The organism is Rubrivirga halophila (assembly GCF_046845755.1).
Taxonomy (GTDB): Bacteria; Bacteroidota; Rhodothermia; order Rhodothermales; family Rubricoccaceae; genus Rubrivirga.
On record NZ_CP177357.1, the window covers coordinates 1661659 to 1683232 of the forward strand.

The 21574-nt window shown below is 72.2% G+C and carries 19 protein-coding genes; 9 read left to right on the forward strand and 10 right to left on the reverse strand.

The window, feature by feature from the left end; translation table 11 throughout:
• The first annotated feature begins 89 nt into the window (after window positions 1-89).
• Both ACLIRP_RS07195 and ACLIRP_RS07200 read left to right on the forward strand, forming a co-directional pair.
• Entirely contained in the window at window positions 90-2762 is a 2673-nt protein-coding gene (locus ACLIRP_RS07195; RefSeq protein ID WP_412063288.1) for a putative LPS assembly protein LptD, read from the forward strand.
• A 208-nt stretch (window positions 2763-2970) separates the two neighbouring features.
• On the forward strand, window positions 2971-3273 hold the full coding sequence (locus ACLIRP_RS07200) for a BON domain-containing protein (RefSeq protein WP_412063289.1): 303 nt from the start codon (window positions 2971-2973) through the stop codon (window positions 3271-3273).
• A gap of 15 nt (window positions 3274-3288) precedes the next feature.
• On the opposite strand, the gene ACLIRP_RS07205 is transcribed toward ACLIRP_RS07200, so the two are convergent.
• The 8 genes from ACLIRP_RS07205 to ACLIRP_RS07240 all read right to left on the reverse strand — a co-directional run bounded on the left by ACLIRP_RS07205 (window position 3289) and on the right by ACLIRP_RS07240 (window position 10538).
• On the reverse strand, window positions 3289-4503 hold the full coding sequence (locus ACLIRP_RS07205; RefSeq protein WP_412063290.1) for a patatin-like phospholipase family protein: 1215 nt from the start codon (window positions 4501-4503) through the stop codon (window positions 3289-3291).
• A 71-nt stretch (window positions 4504-4574) separates the two neighbouring features.
• Window positions 4575-5240 (reverse strand): phasin family protein, encoded by a 666-nt coding sequence (locus ACLIRP_RS07210; RefSeq protein WP_412063291.1) that lies wholly within the window; start codon window positions 5238-5240, stop codon window positions 4575-4577.
• 55 nt (window positions 5241-5295) lie between these two features.
• The gene (locus ACLIRP_RS07215) at window positions 5296-5754 is read right to left on the reverse strand and encodes a polyhydroxyalkanoate synthesis regulator DNA-binding domain-containing protein (protein WP_412063292.1); all 459 of its coding nucleotides are present in this window, start codon (window positions 5752-5754) and stop codon (window positions 5296-5298) included.
• A 239-nt stretch (window positions 5755-5993) separates the two neighbouring features.
• The gene (locus ACLIRP_RS07220; RefSeq protein WP_412063293.1) at window positions 5994-6809 is read right to left on the reverse strand and encodes a phosphatidate cytidylyltransferase; all 816 of its coding nucleotides are present in this window, start codon (window positions 6807-6809) and stop codon (window positions 5994-5996) included.
• On the reverse strand, window positions 6810-7223 hold the full coding sequence (locus ACLIRP_RS07225; protein ID WP_412063294.1) for a putative signal transducing protein: 414 nt from the start codon (window positions 7221-7223) through the stop codon (window positions 6810-6812).
• Window positions 7220-8305: a type II CAAX prenyl endopeptidase Rce1 family protein gene (locus tag ACLIRP_RS07230; protein WP_412063295.1), complete on the reverse strand. Its 1086-nt coding sequence runs from the start codon at window positions 8303-8305 to the stop codon at window positions 7220-7222. The genes ACLIRP_RS07225 and ACLIRP_RS07230 overlap by 4 nt, the downstream gene beginning before the upstream one ends.
• 47 nt (window positions 8306-8352) lie before the next feature.
• Window positions 8353-9555 (reverse strand): NAD(P)/FAD-dependent oxidoreductase, encoded by a 1203-nt coding sequence (locus ACLIRP_RS07235; RefSeq protein WP_412063296.1) that lies wholly within the window; start codon window positions 9553-9555, stop codon window positions 8353-8355.
• Window positions 9552-10538, reverse strand: a complete 987-nt coding sequence (locus ACLIRP_RS07240; RefSeq protein WP_412063297.1) for an MDR family oxidoreductase — start codon at window positions 10536-10538, stop codon at window positions 9552-9554. Before ACLIRP_RS07240 ends, ACLIRP_RS07235 begins: the two co-directional genes overlap by 4 nt.
• An 81-nt stretch (window positions 10539-10619) precedes the next feature.
• On the opposite strand from ACLIRP_RS07240, the gene gcvT reads away from it, so the two are divergent.
• The 3 genes from gcvT to ACLIRP_RS07255 all read left to right on the forward strand — a co-directional run bounded on the left by gcvT (window position 10620) and on the right by ACLIRP_RS07255 (window position 15069).
• Complete coding sequence (gene gcvT, locus ACLIRP_RS07245; RefSeq protein WP_412063298.1) at window positions 10620-11735, forward strand: glycine cleavage system aminomethyltransferase GcvT; 1116 nt, start codon at window positions 10620-10622, stop codon at window positions 11733-11735.
• Window positions 11732-12445, forward strand: a complete 714-nt coding sequence (locus ACLIRP_RS07250; RefSeq protein WP_412063299.1) for a 2-phosphosulfolactate phosphatase — start codon at window positions 11732-11734, stop codon at window positions 12443-12445. The genes gcvT and ACLIRP_RS07250 overlap by 4 nt, the downstream gene beginning before the upstream one ends.
• A 104-nt stretch (window positions 12446-12549) precedes the next feature.
• Entirely contained in the window at window positions 12550-15069 is a 2520-nt protein-coding gene (locus ACLIRP_RS07255) for a DNA translocase FtsK 4TM domain-containing protein (RefSeq protein WP_412063300.1), read from the forward strand.
• 237 nt (window positions 15070-15306) lie between these two features.
• On the opposite strand, the gene ACLIRP_RS07260 is transcribed toward ACLIRP_RS07255, so the two are convergent.
• Together ACLIRP_RS07260 and ACLIRP_RS07265 are read right to left on the reverse strand one after the other, a co-directional pair.
• The gene (locus ACLIRP_RS07260; RefSeq protein ID WP_412063301.1) at window positions 15307-15984 is read right to left on the reverse strand and encodes a response regulator; all 678 of its coding nucleotides are present in this window, start codon (window positions 15982-15984) and stop codon (window positions 15307-15309) included.
• A 51-nt stretch (window positions 15985-16035) separates the two neighbouring features.
• Complete coding sequence (locus ACLIRP_RS07265) at window positions 16036-18843, reverse strand: two-component regulator propeller domain-containing protein (protein ID WP_412063302.1); 2808 nt, start codon at window positions 18841-18843, stop codon at window positions 16036-16038.
• A 129-nt stretch (window positions 18844-18972) separates the two neighbouring features.
• On the opposite strand from ACLIRP_RS07265, the gene hisH reads away from it, so the two are divergent.
• The 4 genes from hisH to ACLIRP_RS07285 are packed head-to-tail and all read left to right on the forward strand — an operon-like array spanning window position 18973 to window position 21554.
• Window positions 18973-19611 (forward strand): imidazole glycerol phosphate synthase subunit HisH, encoded by a 639-nt coding sequence (gene hisH, locus ACLIRP_RS07270; RefSeq protein ID WP_412063303.1) that lies wholly within the window; start codon window positions 18973-18975, stop codon window positions 19609-19611.
• A 12-nt stretch (window positions 19612-19623) separates the two neighbouring features.
• On the forward strand, window positions 19624-20415 hold the full coding sequence (gene hisA, locus ACLIRP_RS07275; RefSeq protein ID WP_412063304.1) for a 1-(5-phosphoribosyl)-5-[(5-phosphoribosylamino)methylideneamino]imidazole-4-carboxamide isomerase: 792 nt from the start codon (window positions 19624-19626) through the stop codon (window positions 20413-20415).
• A 39-nt stretch (window positions 20416-20454) separates the two neighbouring features.
• Window positions 20455-21237, forward strand: a complete 783-nt coding sequence (gene hisF / locus ACLIRP_RS07280) for an imidazole glycerol phosphate synthase subunit HisF (protein ID WP_412063305.1) — start codon at window positions 20455-20457, stop codon at window positions 21235-21237.
• Entirely contained in the window at window positions 21234-21554 is a 321-nt protein-coding gene (locus ACLIRP_RS07285) for a hypothetical protein (RefSeq protein ID WP_412063306.1), read from the forward strand. Before hisF ends, ACLIRP_RS07285 begins: the two co-directional genes overlap by 4 nt.
• Window positions 21555-21574 lie beyond the last annotated feature (20 nt).

The following is a 21574-nucleotide window of genomic DNA, read 5'->3' on the forward strand; positions in this document are numbered from 1 at the left end:
GCCCGCCCCCCTCATCGCGGCCAGGCCGGCTCGCGGCGTCTGTGCCCCTCGCTGGCGCACGAAGCTCGGGTCCGCACCGTTGGCGGGGCGTGGTCCGCGCCCTCCTTCTGCTCCTTCTCTCAGCGGCGTCCGCCAGCGCCCAGCGCGCCGACTCGCTGGCGGTCCGGCCCGACACGCTCGACGCGCCCGCCGACTCGCTCACGCAGGCGCCCCGAGAGCCGGCCCGGCAACCGCTCGTGCTCGGGGTCCCGCGCGCCCCGGCCGCCGAGGGCGGGCTCGACCGCGCCATCCGCTACACCGCCGTCGATTCGATCCGCGTCGTGCTCGCGCCGCGCGGCGCGCCCGAGGGCGGGCCCGGCGACGTGGTGTCGCTGTTCGGCAACGTCCAGACCGAGTACGAGGGCGCCACGATCTCGGCCGGCCGCGTCGACTACGAGACGGCGAACGAAGTGCTCCGCGCCGGGCCGGTGCGCTCCGACTCCGGCGACGTCGGCCTGCCCAGCTACAGCGGCGAGCAGGGCCAGTTTACCGGCCGCTCGTTCGTCTACGACCTCCGCTCCCAGCGCGGCCGGGTGACGGGCGCCAAGACCGTCATCGAGGACGGCTACCTCCTGGGCGGCATCCTCAAGCAAAAGGACGAGCACGTCGTGTTCGCCCAGAACGCCGCCTACACGACGTGCGAGCTCGACCACCCGCACTACGCCGTCGAGGCCGGGCGGATGAAGATCGTCGACGGCGAGCGCGTGTACACGGGCCCGGTCCAGCTCAAGCTGCTCGGCCTGCCGATGCCGGTGCTCCTCCCCTTCGGCTACTTCCCCACCGCCGACGGCCGCCGCAGCGGGCCGCTCCCCGTCAAGTACGGCAGCGACTCGTCGTACGGCCTCTTCCTCGAGAACCTCGGCTGGTACTGGGCCCTCAGCGACTACCTCGACGCACAGGTGACGGGCAAGATCGGGACGCAGGGCTCGGTCCAGGCCCAGGGCCAGGTCCGCTACAACAAGCGCTACGCCTACAACGGGTCGGTCTCGCTCCAGTTGGCGCGGCTCCGCTCGGGCGAGTCGACCGACCCCGACTTCTCGCCCCGTACGCCGGCCGGTCTCCGATGGACACACAACCAGACGCTGCCCGCCGGCCAGCGCGTCACCGCGAGCGTCAACCTCCAGTCGGCCGGGTTGCGGCTGGCGACGTCGGACGTGAGCGAGCAGCGCGCGGTCTCGACATCGTCGAACGTGAGCTTCAGCCAGTCGTGGCCGACCGTGGGCCGCTCGGTCAACGTGTCGCTGCAGGCGTACCAGGACTTCGGCAACAACCGGACGACGGCGCAGCTTCCGAGCCTGCAGTTCTCTCAGCAGCGGCGCTTCCCCTTCCGGCGCGGGCGCGACGACAATTGGTGGGAAAAGATCAGCGTGAGCTACACGGCGAATGCCCAGAACGCGTTCGCGTTCGAGCCCTCGACGGACTCGACCGGCGTCTCGGCCTTCGACGCCTTGTTCAGCGCAGATTCGTTCCGCCGCGCCGCGTGCCCCCTCGCGGAGCCCGACTGCGACCTGACGCGGTTCGACTATCAGGTCGTCCAGACCGTCCCGGTCTCGGCCTCGTTCTCGGTCCCCCGCTTCAACCTCAGCTTTGGCCCGTCGCTGAACCTGACCGAGACGTGGACCGACGAGGAGACGACGCGGGTCTACGTCGACAGCTTGGGCCGCGCCGTCGCAGGCACGGCGTCCGGGTTCACCGCCTTCCGGCGGGTCTCCGCCAGCGCGAGCGCCTCGACGGAGCTCTACGGCACGTTCCCGATCCGCGTCGGCGCGCTCGACGGCGTCCGCCACACGCTCACGCCGTCTGTGTCGATGTCGTTCGAGCCCGACTATGAGGCGTTCGGCTACGTCCGTGAGGTGCAGAGTGACTCGCTAGGCGGGACCGAGCGGTACGCCATCAACCCGTCGATTCCGATAGACCCCACGCGGACGCTGTCGTTCTCGGTCCAAAACGCCTTCACGGGCCGCTTCGTCCGCGCCGACTCGACGGGCGAAGAGACCCGGCAGACGCGCCAGCTGTTGTCCCTCAGCCTGACCGGCGGGTACAATTTCGGGGCGGAGACCAACCCGCTGAGCCCAGTCAGCGCGCGGTTCACGACGTCGCTCTTCGGGCTCAACGCGAGCGGCAGCGCAGCGTTCAATCCCTACGGGCTCGACTCGCTCGGCCGCCTGTCGCCGCTGACGTACTACGAAACCGCCGGCCGGCCGCTCCGGCTGACGAACGTCAACCTGCAGGTCAACCGCACCTTCCAGTCGGGCCGGAGGACGGGCGGGCGCGACGTGCGGCCGGTCTACAACCCGTCGCTCGGCGACCTCTACGACGCGACTTCGACGGTCCCCCGCAGCGCCGCCATCGGCTACGTCGACTACTCCGCCCCGTGGTCCGCCGCGCTCGGCCTGACGCTGAACCGCTCGACGAGCGGGATCGGCGAGCCCCGGACCGTCGCCACGCTCGACGTGTCGCAACTCAACGCGCGGCTGACCCAGAACTGGTCGGTGACCGGCAGCACGGGCGTGGACCTCACCTCGATGGAGCTGACGACGACGCGGCTGGGCTTGCGCCGCGACCTCCACTGCTGGGAGATGGCCATCAACTGGCAGCCGATCGGGATCACCAAGCTGTTCTCGGTCTCGCTCTACGTCAAGAGCGGCTTCCTGCGCGACTTCCTGCGCCTCGACGTACCGAACTCGACGGTGCGGACGGGCGGTTTCGGGCAGTCGTTTTAGAGCGGCTCGGCTTGGGCGAGCGTGCGCGCACCCGCCCCCCCTGAGAGCCCGGCCTAAGACGTTGGGTTCGCCGCGTGTCAGGTCGAACCCGGGCTGTTTCGTTTCCGGATGCCGGGACTCTGGCGACCCATCCACCGGTCCCGTTTTCCTCCCGCGCGAGAGTGGCACGTGCGTTGCATCTGCTAGGGCAGCTCACCCCCTCACGCTCGTGCCCGTCAGTTCTCAGGTCCTCGGCTACGGCCTCCCCCCTGCCCTCCGCCGGCTCGTCGACCGCCACCAGGCGGCACGGGCGAAGACGACGGCCGACCAGTCGCTGGCGCGGCGCCTGCGCGACAACGTCCGGGCGGCCAAGATCCCCGCCAGCGGGCTGGCCTTCTACGTCCACGACGGAGCGATCTCGATCTACGGGACCGTCCCCGACGGGCCCGCCCGCGAAGGCCTCCTGGCCGTGGCCACCGGCCTCCCCGGCGTGCGCCGGATCGTGGACCACCTCCGGCTCGCCGACGCGTAGACGCAGCGAGAGCAGTTATCCGAGCAGGGCGTCGAGGTCCGCCAGCGCGTCCTTGAGGTCGCGCGTGGTGTCGGTCGACGGGAGCGGGTCGGCGGGCACGGCGCCCAGGCTTTCCCAGATGTCGAAGGTGCCCGCGTCCAAGACCTCCGTCCGCAAGCGGACGCCGTGGCGCTTGAAGATGGGCCCTAGCACGTCGGCCCGCTCGCGGAGTTGCTCCATGGTCGAGCGGTAGGCGTGCTCCAGCACCTCGGTGCGCGAGGCGAACGAGAACACGTTGGTAAAGAACATCATGTAGTCGTCCTTCGGCGGCTCGAAGAGCAGCAGGTCGGCGCCCTCGAAACGGGCCTCGTAGGCCGCCATCCCCGTCCCCATGCGGCTGTGGATGAGCGTGCGGAAGGTCTGAGCCATGACGCCGGGCATGCCGCGGTCAGTCAAGCGGCCCCGCTTCATGGCCCCCTCCGCGACCGCTCGCGCGGTGTCGACGGGGACAATGGGGTTGACGCACAGCACGAGCCCGGCGCCGTGCGCGAACGCCACCGACGCGTGGACGGTCTTGTTGAGCACGCCGTCGACGTAGTGGCGCCCCTCGATCTCGACCGGCGGGTACAGCCCGGGGAGCGCCGTCGAGGCCTGGACCGCGAGCGAGATCGGGACGTGCTCGGCGCCCGGCGACCCGAAGACGACCGTCTCCGACGAGTCGAGGTCCGTCGCGACCACGAACAGCTGAGTCTGCAGCTTTCGGAAGTCGTCCGTGCGGCCCTCGACCTCGAAGAGGCGCTGGAGGTACGCCCGGAGCGGGTTGTTGTCGAACACGCCGACCGGGAGCGCGCGGCCGACGCGGCTGACGAGCTCGGACGCCAGCCCGCCACGCGGGTCGGCCAGGAACGAGCGGAACGCGCCGACAATGTGCCCGGGCAGCTGCAAGCCGCGCTTGGCGTACTCGCGGAAGGCCGGCGCCATAAAGAGCTCGGGCCGGAAGGGGTGCTCGGCGCTCGCGTGGCCCGTGACGGAGCGGACCATCTCGGCGGTCGTAATCCCGTTCGCCAGCGAGGCCCCGATGATGGCGCCCGCGGAGACGCCGACGGTCACGCCGACGGCGTTGAGGTCGAGCCCGTCGAGCGCGTCGTCGAGGGCCCGGAGGACGCCGATCTCGTAGATGGCGCCCTCCGGGCCCCCGCCGGCGAGAGCGAGGCCGATGGATCCGGTGCTGTTGTGGTCGGCGACTTTCATAACGTGTAGACATGAAACGGGCGAGCGCGGAAGGCCGCGCCCGCCCGGTGCGGTAGAGGCGAGCCTGAGACTTAGCCCCGCTGCTCCTGGATCCGGATGAGCGCGGCCTGCGCGTCCTCCTTGCCCTGGACCTTCTCGACGACGACGTCGCCCAGGCGGATCTCGTACCAGCCCCCACCGACGGCCTCGAGGACGAGCTCGTTGCTCGTCGCGCGCTCGACCTTGAGCTTCTCGATGTTGTCGGTCAGCCGCTCGACGCTCTTGGTGAGGTCGGAGATCTCCTTGCGGGTCGGGACGCCGAGCTTGGTCATCACGGCCGTGACGGCCTCGCTGAGCTGGCCCTCGGCCTTGTCAGCCGTCTCGCCGGCCATGTACTTGGCGTCCTGGACGCGGCCCTTGGCGGCGGCGGTCGCCTCGTCGGCCTTCTCCTCGACGGCCTCGCGGATGGCCTTGACGCGGTCGGCGCCGAAGCCCGGGAGGTCGATCTTCTCGCCGCGCTTGACGAGCTTCTTGAAGGTCTTCGAGCCCTCCTCCTCGGCGACCACGAGGGCGCCGAGGCCCGCGAGGAATACCTTGTTCACGGCGTCGCGGACGTCGCCGGCGGCGTCGGTGAGGTCGCGCTGGACGGTCTCGACCGTCGTCTTGACGGTGGAGACGGCGTCGGTGGCGGTCTTCTTGAACTCGCTCTGGAGCTCGTTGGCCTGCTTCTTGGCGTTGGTCTTGGTGGCGGTTGCCATGGTCGTTGGGGTCTGGGTGGGTTGGGAAATCCGTGCGTCGCGGGACGCGCAGGGTCTACTGGTCGCTGGTCGGTGCGGGGTTGTCCAAGCTTTCGAGCGTGCGCTCCAAGCCATCGAGGCGGGCGCGCAAGCGCTCCATCTCGTCGCGGACCTCGCCGATCGGGCCGGCGGGCCGGATCTTGTCGACGGCCCGGCGAGCCAGGTCGTCGACGCTCTTGCGAGCCTGGCTGATGCCCGTCTCGACGGCGCCCTCGCCAACCTTGTAAACGCGCTCTCCGGCGCGCAGCAGGTCGTGGAGGAAGCCGGCGGAGAGCACGCCGTTGCCGGACCGACCTTCCTCGGAGATGATCTGCGTGAGGACGGCGGCCGTCACGCTCTCGCCCGTCTTGTTGTCGACGACCGACACCTCGTGTCCGTCGCGGACGAATCCGGCGACCTCTTCGAGGCTGACGTAGCGGCTTTCGGCCGTGTCGTAGAGCTTGCGGCTCCCGTAGCGCTTGATGAGACGAGGCATGGGTCTGGGCGGGTTCAGGCCCTATGACGCAATGCGGCAAAGCCGGTTTCCGCATTGCGTCATTTCCCCCTCATTTCACATCGCCGTTGTAGCGACGAGTGCCTCGATTCGGGGCCCGCGAGGTGCCGCACCGCGTCAGATTCGCCCCACGCCTCTGCCCTCCTCGTAGCGGATGGCGCTGCCGCCCAGTGCTGGCGGTGTCTGCAGGCAGGGCGCCCGTCCTACGCCGCACCTCGCGGCTACAGTAAGCCGCGTGTCAGGTGGAAGTACAGGACGACCACCGGCACGGCCACCAGCGTCGCGTCGACGCGGTCGAGGAGGCCACCGTGGCCGGGCAACCACGACGCCGAGTCCTTGACGCCGACAGACCGCTTGAACTGGCTCTCGGACAAGTCACCAAGTGGGCCGAGCACGCCGCTGGCGAGTGCGATCATGGCCACGTCGAGCCACGACACGGCGTCGCCGAGCGCGCCGAGCTTGAAGGCGGCGACCATCGCAAACGCGCCCACGGCCCCGCCGATGGCGCCCTCCCACGTTTTCTTGGGCGAGATCCGTTCGAAGAGGGGCGTCTTCCCGAACGCGCGGCCCGCGAGGTACGCGAACGAGTCGGCCGACCACACGGCGAACAACACGGCCGCCGTCAGCCAGAACGCCTCGTCGCCCCGGAGCCCGATGTCGCCGACGCGGAGCAGCACGATGCTGCTCGCGAGCAGAGCCGGATAGACCACGCCGAAGACGGTCGCGGCGGCGTCGAGGAGTGGCGAGTTGCGGCGCTTGAACAGGACGGCCACCTGAATCATGGGCACGCCGGCGACCAGCACCAGCAGGGTCACCGGCGCGAGAGGCCACACGACGGCCGCGAGCCCCAGCACCAAGCCGAGGCCGACGACCGGCGCCGCGCCGCCGGCCTGAAGCATCTTGTACAGCTCGAACTGGGCCGCGAGCGCAACGGCCGTCATCAGGGCGCCAAACCACCAGCCGCCCGCCCACATGGCCGCGACGACGAGCGTGGCGCCGACCAGCCCGGTGAGAATGCGCTGGGTAAAGTTCGACACCTAGGCGTCGTTGTCGTCGTCGGGCACGTCGAGGCTGATTTCGTCGATGCCGGAGTCGAGGCGGGCCTCGGCGATGGGGTCGTGCGCGTCGGGCGCGTCGACGTCAGCGGCCATGGCGGCGGCCTCGAGGTCGGCGTCGGAGATCGGCGCCTCGTTGAGGACCCCGCGGGCGCGGCCCTCGTCCTCGGGCTTCACCATCACGTGGACGGGTGACAGGTCGCCGACGTTGAGGTTGAACGAGTGGTCGCGCTGGGTGAGCACGACAGCGGGGATGTCCTGCTCGTCGAGGCGGTCGCGGACGAGGTCGGCCTCGAAGTCGGTGGAGGCCTCGAAGATGGAGATCCACCCCTCGTACGTGCGCGACGCGCGGGCCTTGGGGGAGTCGTCCTGCGGGGTCGTGCCGGGCTCGATCATGGGGAGGGGAAAGGCTGGGAGGGGAGAGTCGGAGAGAGGGGGACGGGCAGGGCGTCGGAGCGGGTCCCGACGACCGACTCGCGGCGGCCGATCATCGCGCGGACGACAAAGGCGGTGAGCACGAGCCCGACGATGCCAAGGTACCACGGCACCCCCATGGCCTCGAGGGACTCGAGGTCGAGATCGGGGTCGGCGCGGGCGAAGGCCGTCGCGGCGACCGCGAGCCCGTTGTTCAAGAGGTGGACCAAGAATCCGGCCCACAGGCTGCCGGTCGCCCACACGACGAACCCGAGGTAGACGCCCAACAGCGCGAGCGGGACGGCTTGCGTCAGCCGCAGGTGGTACAGGCCGAACAAGACGCCGACGAGCACGATGCTGGCGACGGTCCCCCACCGGCGCTCGACCTGGCGCTGGAGGTAGCCGCGGAACAGCAGCTCCTCGCAGATGGCGGGCGTCAGCGCGAGCGCGACGAACAGGAACGGCGTCGACAGGTCGCCGCCCATGAGCAGGCCTTCGAGAAAGTCGACCTGGGTCGCTTCGAGCTCGCGGAGCCAGTCGGGTAGCGGGAGCAGCGAGTTGAGCTGCCCGGTCCACAGAACGGCGGGGTACAGCGTGGCCCACCCGAGCGCCGCGAGCCCCAGCCCGGGGCCGTCCGGCCGACGGATCCGCAGGAAGGCGCGGACGGCGGGCGTGTGCAGCCGGGCCACAACGACCGCCAGCAGGCCGAAACCGAGCGCCTGCCCGACCGTGTTGGCCGTCAGCATCAGCCGGCCGTTCGTGGTCAGCTGCTCCATGATCTGGCCCATGTCGGGCGCCGTCCCGTCGCCGTTCTGCACGGCGTCCCAGATCACGCCGATGCCGAGCACGATGGGCGCGATCACGAGCTGGAACAGCAGGAACGCGAGCACGAACACGAACAGCGCCGTCAGGATCGGGCTGAACCCGTTGCGCTCGAACCAGCCGGTCAGCGGCATCGGCTCGGCGTCGTCCCACGCGTCGACGAGGACCTCGGATGGCGGGGGGCTGGCGGGAGGGCTCTCGAGAACGGGCGGGGTCGAGGTCTCGGTCGTCGGGTCGATCACGGGCGCAGGGGTGGGCGCCGGTCAACGAGCGGGCGCCGGGAAAGGGTTCAGGCCGCCCGGACATCGGCCGCGAGCGGGCCGGGCTGACCATCGGGGCCGAACCGGCGGGCGTCGAAGAGGTCGGCGGCGGGGTCGGATTCGCCCACCATCACGCGCGCCGCGAGCCGGCCAAAGCGCAGCGCGTAGCCCATCCCGTGACCGGTGAAGCCGGCGGCGAAGTGGGCGCCCGGCACGCCGGGCACGTTGCCCAGGGCCGGCAGGCCATCGGGGCTGAACCCCATCGTGCCCGACCACCGCCGCTCGACGGCGAGCCCGGCGAAGTCGGGGAAGTGCTCGGCGACGTACGCCGCTAGCGAGGCCTGGAGCGCGTCCGTCGTCGCGTCGGCGTAGCCGACCTCGTCCGCCTCGTGGAGGTGCCGGGCCCCGCCGACGAGGACGCGGCCGTCGGCCCGCTGGCGGAGATAGTAGTACCCGCCGTGAGAGTACACGGGGGCCGCCAGCCGGAGCGGCGCGGGCGCCGTCGCGAACATCTGGGCGCGGACCGGCCGCACGACCGACGCCAGCGCGGGAATGAGCCGGGGCAGAGAGGCATTCGCAGCGACCAGCACCCGGCTCGCGATCACCTCTCCCCCATCGGGCCCCGCCAGCCGCGTGCGCCCGCCCTCGGACTCGATCTGCGCGACGGGCCACCGCTCGATCACACGGGCGCCGGACTCGGCCGCCAGCGTGGCCACCAAGCGCGCTGGGTCGATCACGCCGCCGTCGGGCACGATCAGGGCCGCCGGAAAGCCCTGCCCCCCCGTCCGAGCTTCGACCTCTCCCCTCTCTACGACCTCAGACGCGACGCCGTCTTGCTCGAGCAGCGCGTGCGACGCGCGGAGCCGCTCGACCTCGGCGTCGTCGCCCGCCGCGAACACGCTGCCGGTCGCCGCGAACCCGACCTCCCGGCGGCCGCCGAAATCCGCCGCCAGCCGATACGCCTCGCTCGTGAACCGCCACAGGCGCCGCGCGCGGTCCCGGCCATACGTCGCCACCGCCGAGGCGTAGTCCGCGTGCGTGCCGAGGAGGAGAAAGCCCGCGTTGCGGCCGCTCGCGCCGTGTGCCAGCCGCTCGGCCTCGACGATCACAACCCGGAGGTCGGGCGCGAGGTCGCGGAGCGCGAACGCCGTCGCCGTCCCGATCACGCCGCCGCCGACGATCGCGACGTCGGCCTCGACGGCCGGGGGGCGCTGCCTGACCGACGCCGTCACCGGGCCACCTCGACGACGACCCTGCCGACCGTGTCGCCCTCGATGATCCGCTCGCTCCATTCGAGAACCTCTCCGAGCCCGATTACCGTTTTGCGAACCGCCGCGAGCGCGCCCGACGCGGCGGCCTCGGCGAGCGCCTGCCACGCCTGCTCGCGCAGGGCTGGGGGCGCCGTGTTCGAGTCGATGCCCGCCAGCGTCACGCCGCGCAGGATGAACGGAAAGACGGTCGTCTCGAGCTCGGCGCCGCCGGCCAGCCCGCACGCCGCGACGCACGCGTGGCGGCCCGACTGCGCGAGGATCGTTGCGAGCGTCGTCCCGCCGACCGAGTCGACGGCGCCGGCCCAGACGCCTTTTTGCAACGGGGCGCCGCTCGTCGCCAACGCCTCGCGTCCGGCGACCTCGGTCGCCCCCAGCTCGCGCAGGTAGTCGTGCGCCGATTCGGTCCCGGTGACGGCCGTCACCGCGTAGCCGCGCGCCGCCAACAGCGCCGTGGCGACGGAGCCGACGCCGCCGCTCGCGCCGGTCACCGCGATCGCGCCCGCGTCGGGCGTGACGCCGTGCGCGTCGAGCGCGAGCACGCTCAGCATCGCCGTGAAGCCGGCCGTGCCGATCCACATCGCGTCCTCGGCGGACAGCCCGTCGGGTAGGCGGACAAGGTGGTCGGCGGACGCCCGTGCGCGCTCGGCGAAGCCGCCCCACCGATCCTCGCCCGTGCCCCAGCCCGTCAGCACGACGCGGTCGCCGGTCCGCCACGCGTCTGAGGCCGACTCGGCGACGGTGCCCGCGAGGTCGATGCCGGGGACGAACGGAAAGTCGCCCCGGACGATCTTGCCCCGGCCGGTCACTGCGAGCCCGTCTTTGTAGTTGAGGCTCGAGTGGGAGACGTCGATGAGGACGTCGCCAGCGGGCAGGTCGGCGTCGGGGACGTCGGTGAGGGCGGCCGTGGTCTGGCCGTCGGTCTGGGAGAGGAGGAGCGCGCGCATGGGAGAAGAGGGAGACGCCGGACGATACGCGCGGCCGGGCACCGGGGGGCGCCCGTAGCTTGCGGCGCACCCCTCACGCCCATGGCCGACGACACCCTCCGCACGACCCCGCTCCACGACCGCCACCTCGCCCTGGGCGCCAAGATGGCCGGGTTCGGCGGCTGGGACATGCCCATCCAGTACACGGGCATTCTCGATGAACACCACGCCGTCCGCCAGTCGGCCGGGCTGTTCGACGTGAGCCACATGGGCGAGTTCAGGATCACGGGCCCCGACGCGCTCGCGCTCGCGCAGCGCCTGGTCACGAACGACGTCTCGAAGCTCACCGACGGACGCGCCCAGTACGCCGTGCTGTGCCGCCAGAACGGTACCGCCGTCGACGACCTGCTCGTGTACCGGTTGGCGGCCGACGACGTGCTGCTCGTCGTCAACGCGGGCAACATCGACAAGGACTGGGCGCACGTCTCGGCCGTCGCGGATGCCGCCGGCATGGACGCGAAGCTGACGAACGAGTCCGACGACTGGGCCCTGATGGCGCTCCAGGGGCCCGGCGCCTTCGAGGTGTTCGAGCGCGCGAGCGGGATCGACGCCAGCGACATCCCCTACTACCACTTCCGGCCGGCCGAGGCGGGCGCGCTCTGGGGCGCCGCGCGCGGGTTGATCTCGCACACCGGCTACACCGGCGAGTCCGGGCTCGAACTGTACCTCTCGCCCGAGGCCGCGGGCGCGGCGTGGGATGCCCTCGTAGAAGCGGGCGCGACGCCAGCCGGCCTGGGCGCCCGAGACACGCTGCGACTCGAAGCGGGCTACTGCCTGTACGGCCACGAACTCGACGACGACACGACCCCGCTCGAAGCCGGGCTGGGCTGGGTCGTCAAGCCCGACGCCGCCGACTTCGTCGGCCGCGACGCGCTCGCGGCGCAGAAGGCGGAGGGGATCGCGCGCAAGCTGGTCGGGCTCGTGATCGAGGGGCGGCGGATCCCGCGCGCGGGCACGCCCATCACCGACGCCGACGGGGCCGAGATCGGCGTCGTCACGAGTGGCAGCCAAGCGCCGACGCTCGGTGCGGGCGTCGCGCTCGGCTACGTCCCCAACGACCCGGCCTTTACGACGGCGGGTGCGAGCCTGGGCGTCTCCGTCCGCGGCACTGTGCTTCCGGCGACCGTCACCAAGCCCCCCTTCCACACGTCCGCGTGAGCCTCTCCGTTGCCCTTACGCCGTCCGGCCTCGACTCCGACTCGCTCGACGGCCGCGCCGTCGTCGTCATCGACGTGCTCCGCGCCTCGACTAGCATCGCGACCGCGATCGCCAACGGCGCCCGTGCCGTGATCCCCGTCGCCGACAAGGGCGAGGCCGGGCGGCTGGCCGCCACGCTTGACCGCGACACGTCCGTCCTGGCCGGCGAGCGCGACGGCGTGAGGCTGCCCGGGTTCACGCTCGGCAACTCGCCGCGCGAGATGACGGCCGAGGCCGTCGGCGGCAAGACCGTCGTGCTCACGACCACGAACGGCACGCATGCCGTCGTCGCGGCCAAAAAGGCCGACCGGCTGGCCGTCGGCACGTTCGTCAACGCCGCGGCCACGGCCGACTTTCTGAGCCAGGCGCTCGCGGACGGGCTGACGGCGACCATCGTCTGCGCCGGCTGGCGTGGCGAGGTCGGGCTCGAGGACGTGCTGTGCGCCGGGCTGCTGGCGGACCGGGTCGGCGGCGCCAGCGGCGACGGCGCGCTGATCGCGCTGGGGTTGTACCGGGGCGCGGCCGCCAACCTAGGCCGCGCGGTCGCCTCATCGGAGCACGCCCGGCGGCTCGCGGGACTCGGCAGCTCCGACGACGTAACGGCGTGCGCCCGCCTCGACGCGCTCGACGTGCTCCCGGTCTACCGCGACAACCAGCTCGTCGCGGTCTGAGCGCCTCGGCGGCGCGCCGATCGGGCCCTCCCTAGGCCCAGGCCGTCCGTCGTACCTTCACAGACGCCCCAGTTGGGGCGCCCGGCCGTCTCCCCCCAACCGCCGTGAGCACGACACGCACCCGCTCCAAAAAGAAGCGGCCCTCGAAAAAGACCACGGCCGCCGGGTTCTCGCGCCAGCGCAAGCAGGAGGTGCTGGGCATCCTGCTGCTCGCGCTCGCCATCCTCGGCGGCTTGGCCGTGGCCTCGTACAGCCCGGACGACGCGGACCGCCTCGCCGTCGGCATCGACGGGCTGAACCAGCCGTTCGACAACCTTCTCGGGTACGTCGGCGCGACGCTGGCGCAAGCGCTGGTCGCCGGCCTCGTGGGCTACCCGGTGATCCTCCCGATCCTGGCGGTGCTGTCGTGGGGCTGGGTCCTGCTCCGCCAGAAGACGCCCGTCTTCCTGCCCACGCTGACAGGCCTGTCGCTGGCCGGGGCGCTGTTTGTGGCCTGCTTCTTCGGCTGGTTCGACATGCAGCTCGACACCGACCTCGCCGCGTGGAGCGGCGACCTCGGGCTCGGCGTCGCCGGGTGGCTCGAAAGCGTGCTCAAGCCCGTCGGCTCCTTCATCGTGCTCCTGGTGGCCGTCGTGGTAACGCTGTTGCTGGTGTGGGACCGCGACATCCAAACCTCGCTCGACCGCGCCGAGGGCGCCGTGACGAGCATCAAGGCGACCGTGACCGAGCGGTGGGCCGACTATCGGGCGGGCTCGGCCGAGCGCAAGACGCTGCGCGCCCAGGCCCGCGCCGATGCCCTGGCCGAGCGCGAAGCCCGGCGCGCCGAGAAGGAGGCCCGCAAGCCGGCGCCGGCCCCAAAACCCACGCCGACGCCCGTCGCCACCCCCACTCCGCCCGCGCCGGCGCCCGCCCCCGCCCCGGAGCCGACGCGCACGCCCCCGCCCCTGCCCGTCGCCGTCGCCCCGGGCGCCGAGGCCGACGACCCCGACCTCGACGCGCTCGTCGACGAGCAGCGCGACGGGCCCGCCTTCCACGTCACGGGCCCGATCCACGAGCGCCCGGCCGACCTCGACGGCGCCGCGGCCGACACGCCCGGCGCCGCCGAGCTGCCGTACTCGTTCCCCTCCATCGAGCTGCTCGAAGAGTCGGCGACCGACCAGGAAGTCGACCTCGACGAGATCGAGGACAACAAGCAGGTGTTGCTCGACAAGCTCGAGACCTACAACATCCAGATCGACGCGATCGAGGCCGTCGTGGGCCCGACCGTCACGCGCTATGAGCTGACGCCGGCGCCCGGCGTCAAGATCAGCCGCATCACCGCGCTCGAGGACGACCTCGCGATGGCGCTGGCGGCGCCCGGCATCCGCATCATCGCGCCGATCCCCGGCAAGTCGTCGATCGGCGTCGAGATCCCGAACCGGACGCGCGAAATGGTCCGGCTCCGCCAGATCCTAACGCGCAAGGAATTTGTCGAGGCCGCGCGCGCTGGCAAGATGGCGCTCCCGGTCCCGATCGGGAAGACGATCGAGGGCAAGGCGTTCATCGTCGACCTCGCGACTATGCCCCACTTGTTGGTGGCCGGCGCGACGGGCTCGGGCAAGTCGGTCGGCGTCAACGCGCTCATCGTGGGGCTGCTCTACGCCAAGCACCCGGCCGACCTCAAGTTCGTGATGGTCGACCCGAAAAAGATCGAGCTCAACGGCTACGCCGAGCTGCTCAACCACTTTTCGGCGATGCCCGAGGACGCCGAGGACCCCATCATCACCGACTTCATGCAGGCCGCCGCCGTGCTGCGGAGCTGCGAGCGCGAGATGGAGATCCGCTACGACCTGCTGGCGGAGGCCGGCGTGCGTGGGATCGACGAGTACAATAAAAAGCAGGCGACCGGCAAACTGGAGACGCTCGGAAAGGCGCACCGGCACCTCCCGTACATCGTCGTCATCGTCGACGAGCTGGCGGACTTGATGATGACGTCGGCGAAAGAGGTCGAGGCGCCGATCGCGCGCTTGGCGCAGATGGCCCGCGCCGTCGGGATCCACTTGGTGCTGGCGACCCAGCGGCCGTCCGTCGACGTGATCACGGGGCTCATCAAGGCCAACTTCCCGTCGCGGATGGCCTACCAGACGTCGTCGAAGATCGACAGCCGGACCATCATCGACGGCGGCGGTGCGCAGCAGCTGGTCGGGAACGGCGACCTGCTGTACATGAACGGCTCGCGCTTGACGCGCCTGCAGGGCCCGTTCGTGGGCGTTGACGAGGTCGAGGCGGTCTCCGGGTACATCTCCTCGCAGGAGGGCGCCGGCCCATACCTCCTGCCTCCGATGGATGCCGGCGGCGACGCCCCGACCGGCGCGGCGGGCGACTCCTCGGGCGACCGCGACGAGCTCTTCGAGGACGCCGCCAAGGTGATCGTGCGGAGCCAGCAGGGGTCGGTGTCTCTCCTCCAACGCAAGCTGTCGGTCGGCTACACGCGAGCCGCGCGGCTCGTCGACCAGCTCGAAGATGCCGGCGTCGTCGGCCCGTTCGAGGGCTCGAAGGCCCGCGAGGTGCTCATTCCCGACGAGTACGCCCTCGACGCATTTTTCAGCCCGACGCCAGACGCGCCGGACCTCGACGCGGTCTAGTCTGGGGACGTCGAGTTTGGAGACCCCGAGGTTTCTCTTGCGTCGACCGACTCCCACCCGGGTAACGGCGCGGAGGCTTAGCTGCCAGCGCGCCTCGCCCCCCGGTTCTCCGTCCCATCGAGCCCACCCCACTGGCGCTCAGGCAAAAAAGAGCGGGGCCGGGCGTCCCACCACAGGCACCCGGCCCCGCAAAGCCCCCCGCCAACAGCGGGGGGCGTTTGTCATGGTACGTCAGGCCTAGGGAAGACCCGGCACCAATCCCCGTTCGTACGCGGCCCGGACGGCCTGCGCGCGGCTGTGCACCTGGAGCTTGCCGTAGAGATTCTTGACGTGTGAGCGGATGGTGTGCGGACTGACGTGGAGCCGCTCGGCGATGGCGGCCTCGGACTCGTCCTCGACCAACCGGGCGAGCACCTCGGCCTCTCGGGGCGTCAACCCGAGGTCGACGGCCGAGGGGGCGGGCGTGGCCGTGTCGCGGACGAGGCCCAGGAGCTTGCGCGCGACGAGCGGCGAGGTCGGCGCGCCGCCGTCGGCGACCTCGCGGACGGCGCGGACGATGGCGTCGGGCCCGGCGTCCTTGAGGAGGTAGCCGCTGGCGCCGGCCCGGATGGCGGCGAAGATCCGGTCCTCGTCCTCGTAGACGGTCAGCATCAGCACGTCGATGCTGGGGGACTGGCCGGCGAGGTCGGCCGTCGTCGCGATGCCGTCGCGGCCGGGCATCTCGATGTCCATCAGCACGACGGCCGGGAGCGGGGCACCCGACCGGCGCCGGACGGCCAGGTCGGCCAGGAAGGCGTCGCCGCTCTCGGACACCAGCACCAACTCGACCTCCGGGAAAAACGCGAGCTGTTGGACGAGCCGCTCGCGCAGGTCGGCGTGGTCTTCGACGACGGCGATGCGGATGGGCTCGGGCATGGGCGCGGGGGCGTGAGTCAGGGTAGGACACGTGACGCGGCCCGCCCTCCCCTACGCCGGGGAGGGTGCGAGTGGGACGTCGACCGTCACGGACGTGCCTTCGGAGGTGTCGAGGGCGAAGCGTCCGCCCAGGCCCTCGGCGCGGGCGGCCATCGACCGCAGGCCGTAACCCGACACCGAGCCATCGCCGCCCGGCGTCACGAACCCGCCGTCGTCGGTGACGACCAGCCGGACGCCGAGGTCACAGGCGGCGAGGGTGGCCACGATCCGGTCGGCGTGGGCGTGCTTGAGGGCGTTCGTGATGGCCTCCTGCCCGACCCGGTACAGCGCCAGCGCGACCGCGGGCGGGAGCGCGAGCGACGGGTCCATCCCGCACGTCACCTCCACGTGGCCGGCGCGGCCGCGCGTCCGGGCCTTCGCGAAGGCCGCGAGCCGGTCGCAGAAGGCGCCTGCGGTCAGGGCCTCCTCGTGGATGGCCCAGATCGTCTCGCGGAGCTGGCGGATGGTCTCGCGCGCGTCGGCCTCGACGAGCGCGAGCGGGTCCGGGGCCTCCGCATCGCCGCCCGCGCGGCGTGCCAGCTTGGCCAGCTCGACGCCCGCCAGCAACGACGACAGCTGGGCGCCGACGTGGTCGTGCAGGTCGCGCGAGATCCGCGCCCGCTCGCGCTGGAGCCGCCGCGCCGACTCGAGGCGGGCCACCTCGCCGCGGAGCCGGCGCTGCGAGACCTCGCGGATGGCGACGCCGAACCCCGCCAGCAGCAGGAGCGCGGCCAGCCCGCGCACCGCCCGGCGCTCCCACCACTGCGGCGCGACGTCGATCGTCAGCACGGCCGCCTCGGACACGCCGCCGGGCCCGACGGCGCGGGCCGCCAGCCGCAGCGTCCCCCGCCCCAGATCGGAAAACACGATGCGGCCATCGGGCCCCGCCCGCTGCCACGCGCCCTCCCCAACGCGGTACTCGACGCCGGCGGCGGAGCCGAACGAGAGCGCCGCCACGGCCACTTCGACGTGATGCCGCCCCGGCGGGAGCCACACGCCGTCGCCCGCCAGCGGGACCGCATGGTCGTCCATGCGGACGCCGACGACGGCCACCATTGGCGCGACGGTCGGGGTGGGAAGCCGGGCCAGGTCGACGGCGACCAGCCCGGTCGTTGTCGCGAGGAAGAGCCGGTCCGTGGCGACGTGGTAGCCCGCGTCGTTGATGGACGCCGACCGGTCCGCGAGTACCACCCCTCGGGCCTGGACCTCGCCGTCGAGCACGCGGAACAGGCCCTGGTCGCCGACCACCCAGACGCCTGGGACGCCCGGCCGCTCGAAGACGGCCATCAGGCGCTGGCGCCCGAACCGGTCGCCGCCGACGGTCGTCGCGCGCGGGCCGTCCCACCGCCCGAGCCCGCGGTCGGTCCCGAACCACACGGCCCCGTCGGACAGCTCGGCGACCGAGAAGACGGCCGACGACGGCAGCCCGTCGGCGCGCGACACCGATACGGCGCGGTCGCCGCGCACGAGGGCCGCGCCGGCCGAGCGCGTCAGCACCCACAGCCCGCGACGCGTCCGCGTGAGCCCCTCGACCATGTCCGTCCCGAGCCCGTCGCGCTCGCGCAACGTGTCGAGCGCGACGCCGCCGACAAAGCGCAGCACGCCGCTCCCGTAGGCGCCGACGGCGAGCGTGTCGGTCGCCGCGTCCAGGCCGGCGACCCAGTTGGGCTCGTTGAGCAGCCCCCGCCACCGGTCGCCGTCGACGGCGTAGACGGTCGGGCCCGTGGCCACCGTCACCCCTCGCTGGGCGATGGCCACCTGTCGGGTCTCCGCGTCGGGGTTCGAGACCCGTGTCGCGAGCGTTGCGGCGTCGACCGTGAGCAGCCCCGCCCCGGTCACATACACGTGTTGCTCTGTCACCGCCAGCCGGATGGCGGGGGTGTCGGTGAGGTGCGTGAGGTGGCGCCCCGCGAGCCGCAGGGCGCCCTGCCCGAACGTGCCTGCCCACAGCGCGCCCTCGCGGTCGACGAACAGATCCTGCGCGCGGAGGTCGCTCACGCGCACCGGCCGGTCGCCTGGGGCGTCGCGCACCCAGATCCCGCCAGAGTCTCCGGCCCAGTACACCTCGCCCCGGCGCCCCCGCACAACCCGGCGCACACCGGGCGCCGCGATGATCTCGGCAGCGACGAACCGGTCGCCGACGACCCGGCCGATCCCGATGCCGTCGCGGCCGACCACGACCACGGAGGCTGCGGTGCCCGCGACCCAGCGCGCGCCCCGCAGGGCGCTCGGGACCCGCACCACGACGGGCGCTCCACCGCCCGCGTCGAGCCGGAGCAACTCCCACGGCCCCGCCGTCTCCGCCCCGACCTGCCGGCTCGCGAGGACCGCCCCGTCCTCGAGGGGCACCAGCCCCGACCACGCCGTGCCCTGACCGCTCCGCTGCACCCGCCAGCCCGCACCGGCGAGGCGGGCGATGGAGGTCTCGCCCCGGATCACGACGCCGGCCTGGTCCCGCTCGATCCCGTAGACCGCCCCGTCGCCGAGGGGTGTCGTGACGGTTTCGAACCGGTCTCCGACGCGCCGCGCCAGGCCGGCGAACGTGCCGACCCACAGTGTCCCGTCGGCCCCCTCGCCGACGGCATAGACGAACGGGTGCGGCAGGCCGTCGTCGGCCGTGAAGGTGACCACGCGGCGGCCATCGTAGCGCGCCAGCCCGGCGTCAGTGCCGAGCCACAGGAAGCCCTGACGGTCCTGGAAGACGGCCTGGACGTAGTCGGAGGGCAGGCCGTCGGCGCGCGTCAGGGCCTCGAACGTCGGTTGCGCGCGCGGGGCGAGCGCGAGCGCGGCGATGCAGAGCAGGAGGGCGGCGGGGCGCACGGCCGGAGGGTCAGACCGGGGCGAATCTAACCGCCGGCCGGTCAACGACTTCAGACCGGTCGCCGGTCGAAGAATGGCCGAAGCCGCCGGGGGTCGGGGCTCTCGTCCCCCGCCGCGCGTTGGGACCGGATGACGACCATCATCGACTACGGCATCGGCAACCTGCGCTCGCTCGCCAAGGCGTTCGACGCCGCCGGCGTGGCCGTCGTGCGCACCAACGACGCCGACGCCATCCGGGCGGCCGACCGGCTCGTGCTCCCCGGTGTGGGCGCGTTCGGCGCGTGTGCGGCGGAGCTGGCGGATCGCGGGCTGACCGATCTCGTGGTCGAGCGGGCGCGAGCGGGCGTGCCCCTCCTCGGCGTCTGCGTCGGGATGCAACTGCTCTTCGAGGGCTCTGAGGAGCGCGGCGAGCACGCCGGCCTGGGCCTCCTGCCCGGCCGCGTCGTCGGCTTCCCGGCCGACCTCGCGGCCGAGGGCCGACGCCTCAAAGTGCCCCACATGGGCTGGAACCGGCTGGCGACCACGCGCGCCCACGCCCTCGTCGAGGGCGACGACTGGGTCTACTTCGTCCACTCGTACCACGCGGCGCCCGCCGAGCCCGGCGACGTGATCGCGACGGCCGACTACGGCAGCGCGGTCCCGGCGGTCGTCGGGCGTGCGAATGTGGTCGGGGTTCAGTTCCATCCCGAGAAGAGTGCCACGGCCGGGCTCGCCATGCTGCGTAGGTTCGCAGACTGGACGCCCGGCGCCGACGCGCGCCCCCTTTAGCCCCCCCGACCCATGCTCGTCATTCCCGCCATCGACCTCCGAGGCGGCCGGTGCGTCCGGCTTCGACAGGGGCGCTACGAGGACGAAACCGTCTACTTCGACGACCCCGTCCGCATGGCCAAGCTGTGGCGCGTGATGAACGCCAAGGTGCTCCACCTCGTCGACCTCGACGCCGCGCGCACGACGGCCGAGGAGGCGGCCGACAACCGGGCCGTCATCGCCGAGATCGCTGCGGCCCTCGACGTGCCCGTCCAGGTCGGCGGCGGCATCCGCACGCTCGACGACATCGCGGCGATGCTCGACCTCGGGGTGTACCGCGTGATCCTGGGCACGGCGGCCGTCCGCAACCCGGAACTGGTGACGGAGGCCGTCGCCCGCTTCGGCGCCAGCCACATCATCGTCGGGATCGACGCCAAGGACGGCGAGGTCCGGACCGAGGGCTGGGAGGCCGGCTCTGGCGTCGGTGTCACCGACCTCGCGCTCGACATGGAAGCACGCGGCGTGCGTCGCTTTATCTACACCGACATCGCGCGCGACGGGACGCTGGAGGGCCCCAACATCGAGGCGTACCGCGAGCTGGCGGCGCACCTCACGCGCGCCCGCATCACGGCGTCGGGCGGCGTCGGCGGGTACACCGACCTGCTGGCGCTCCAGGCCGCCGAGCCGGCGGTCGACTCGGTCGTCGTCGGCCGGTCGCTCTACGAGAATCGCTTCCCGTGCCAGCAGTTCTGGTGCTGGCACCGCAAGGACGAGGTCGACCTCGACCGCTTTTCGACGGCCCGCCTCGCACTTCGCGGCGAGTGAACGACAGGGCTCCGGCCCCGGCTCCCCGACGCCCACCCCATGCTGGCCAAACGCATCGTCCCCTGTCTCGACTTGCACGACGGCCGCGTTGTGAAGGGCGTCCAGTTCGTCGACCTCGTCGACGCGGGCGACCCCGTCGAACAGGCGAGCTTCTACGACACCTCGGGCGCCGACGAGATCGTCTTCCTCGATATCTCGGCCACGCACGAGGGCCGCGGGCTGCTGCTCGACACCATCCGCCGGGCCGCCGACGAGGTCTTCATCCCGCTCACCGTCGGCGGCGGCGTCCGCTCCGTCGAAGACGCCCGCCAGTTGCTCGAGGCGGGCGCCGACAAGGTGGCCATCAACTCGGCCGCGCTCGCGGACCCCGACCTGTTGACGCGCGTCGCCGACTCGTTCGGGGCGCAGTGCGTCGTGCTCGCGATCGACGCCAAACAGACGGGCATCACGAAGAGTGGGTGGCAGGTCTTTACGCACGGCGGTCGCAAGGCCACGCGCCATGACGCCGTCGCGTGGGCTGTCGAGGGCGTCCGCCGCGGGGCCGGCGAGCTGTTGGTGACGAGCATGGACCGCGACGGCACGCGCGAGGGCTACGACCTCGACTTGTTGCGCGCGCTCGACGACGCCGTCGCCGTCCCGGTCATCGCGTCCGGCGGCGCGGGCACGCTCGACCACTTGGCCGACGGGCTGACCGAGGGCCGGGCGGATGCCGTGCTGGCGGCCTCGATGTTCCACTTCCGCGAGGTCACGGTCGCCGCCGCCAAGGCGCACCTCGCCGCGCGCGGCGTCGCCGTCCGCCCCGTCGCCGAGGGGTCGCTGTGAGCCACGCACGCCTGGGCCTCCGCCTCGTCCGGCTCGCGATCGGCGCCGTCGTGGCGTTCCTGGTCGCCGCCGGGGGCTACCTCGTGTGGGCCGCATTCGCGAACCCCGACGTCCGGCTGAAAAAGCCGCGCTGGGTGGAGGGCGCCTTCGACCACTCCTACTGGGGGCCGGTGCTCATCGTGACGCTGGGGGGCGCGGCGCTCGTGGGGCTCGTGCTGTGGACGGCGTACCGGCGGCTGCGCGATGGGGAGGACTTGTACGAAGGACGCATGGGCCGGGGCGTCCGCCGCAGGGGCGAGCGCCATGTGGACGAGTAAACGCATGTGCACGGCATGGC

Coding starts and splice junctions, on each gene's coding strand:
- ACLIRP_RS07205 (WP_412063290.1), bottom strand. CDS start 4,503: ATGAAAGTCGCCGACCACAACAGCACCGGATCCATCGGCCTCGCTCTC.
- ACLIRP_RS07210 (WP_412063291.1), bottom strand. CDS start 5,240: ATGGCAACCGCCACCAAGACCAACGCCAAGAAGCAGGCCAACGAGCTC.
- ACLIRP_RS07215 (WP_412063292.1), bottom strand. CDS start 5,754: ATGCCTCGTCTCATCAAGCGCTACGGGAGCCGCAAGCTCTACGACACG.
- ACLIRP_RS07225 (WP_412063294.1), bottom strand. CDS start 7,223: ATGATCGAGCCCGGCACGACCCCGCAGGACGACTCCCCCAAGGCCCGC.
- ACLIRP_RS07240 (WP_412063297.1), bottom strand. CDS start 10,538: ATGCGCGCGCTCCTCCTCTCCCAGACCGACGGCCAGACCACGGCCGCC.
- gcvT (WP_412063298.1), top strand. CDS start 10,620: ATGGCCGACGACACCCTCCGCACGACCCCGCTCCACGACCGCCACCTC.
- ACLIRP_RS07260 (WP_412063301.1), bottom strand. CDS start 15,984: ATGCCCGAGCCCATCCGCATCGCCGTCGTCGAAGACCACGCCGACCTG.
- hisH (WP_412063303.1), top strand. CDS start 18,973: ATGACGACCATCATCGACTACGGCATCGGCAACCTGCGCTCGCTCGCC.
- hisA (WP_412063304.1), top strand. CDS start 19,624: ATGCTCGTCATTCCCGCCATCGACCTCCGAGGCGGCCGGTGCGTCCGG.
- hisF (WP_412063305.1), top strand. CDS start 20,455: ATGCTGGCCAAACGCATCGTCCCCTGTCTCGACTTGCACGACGGCCGC.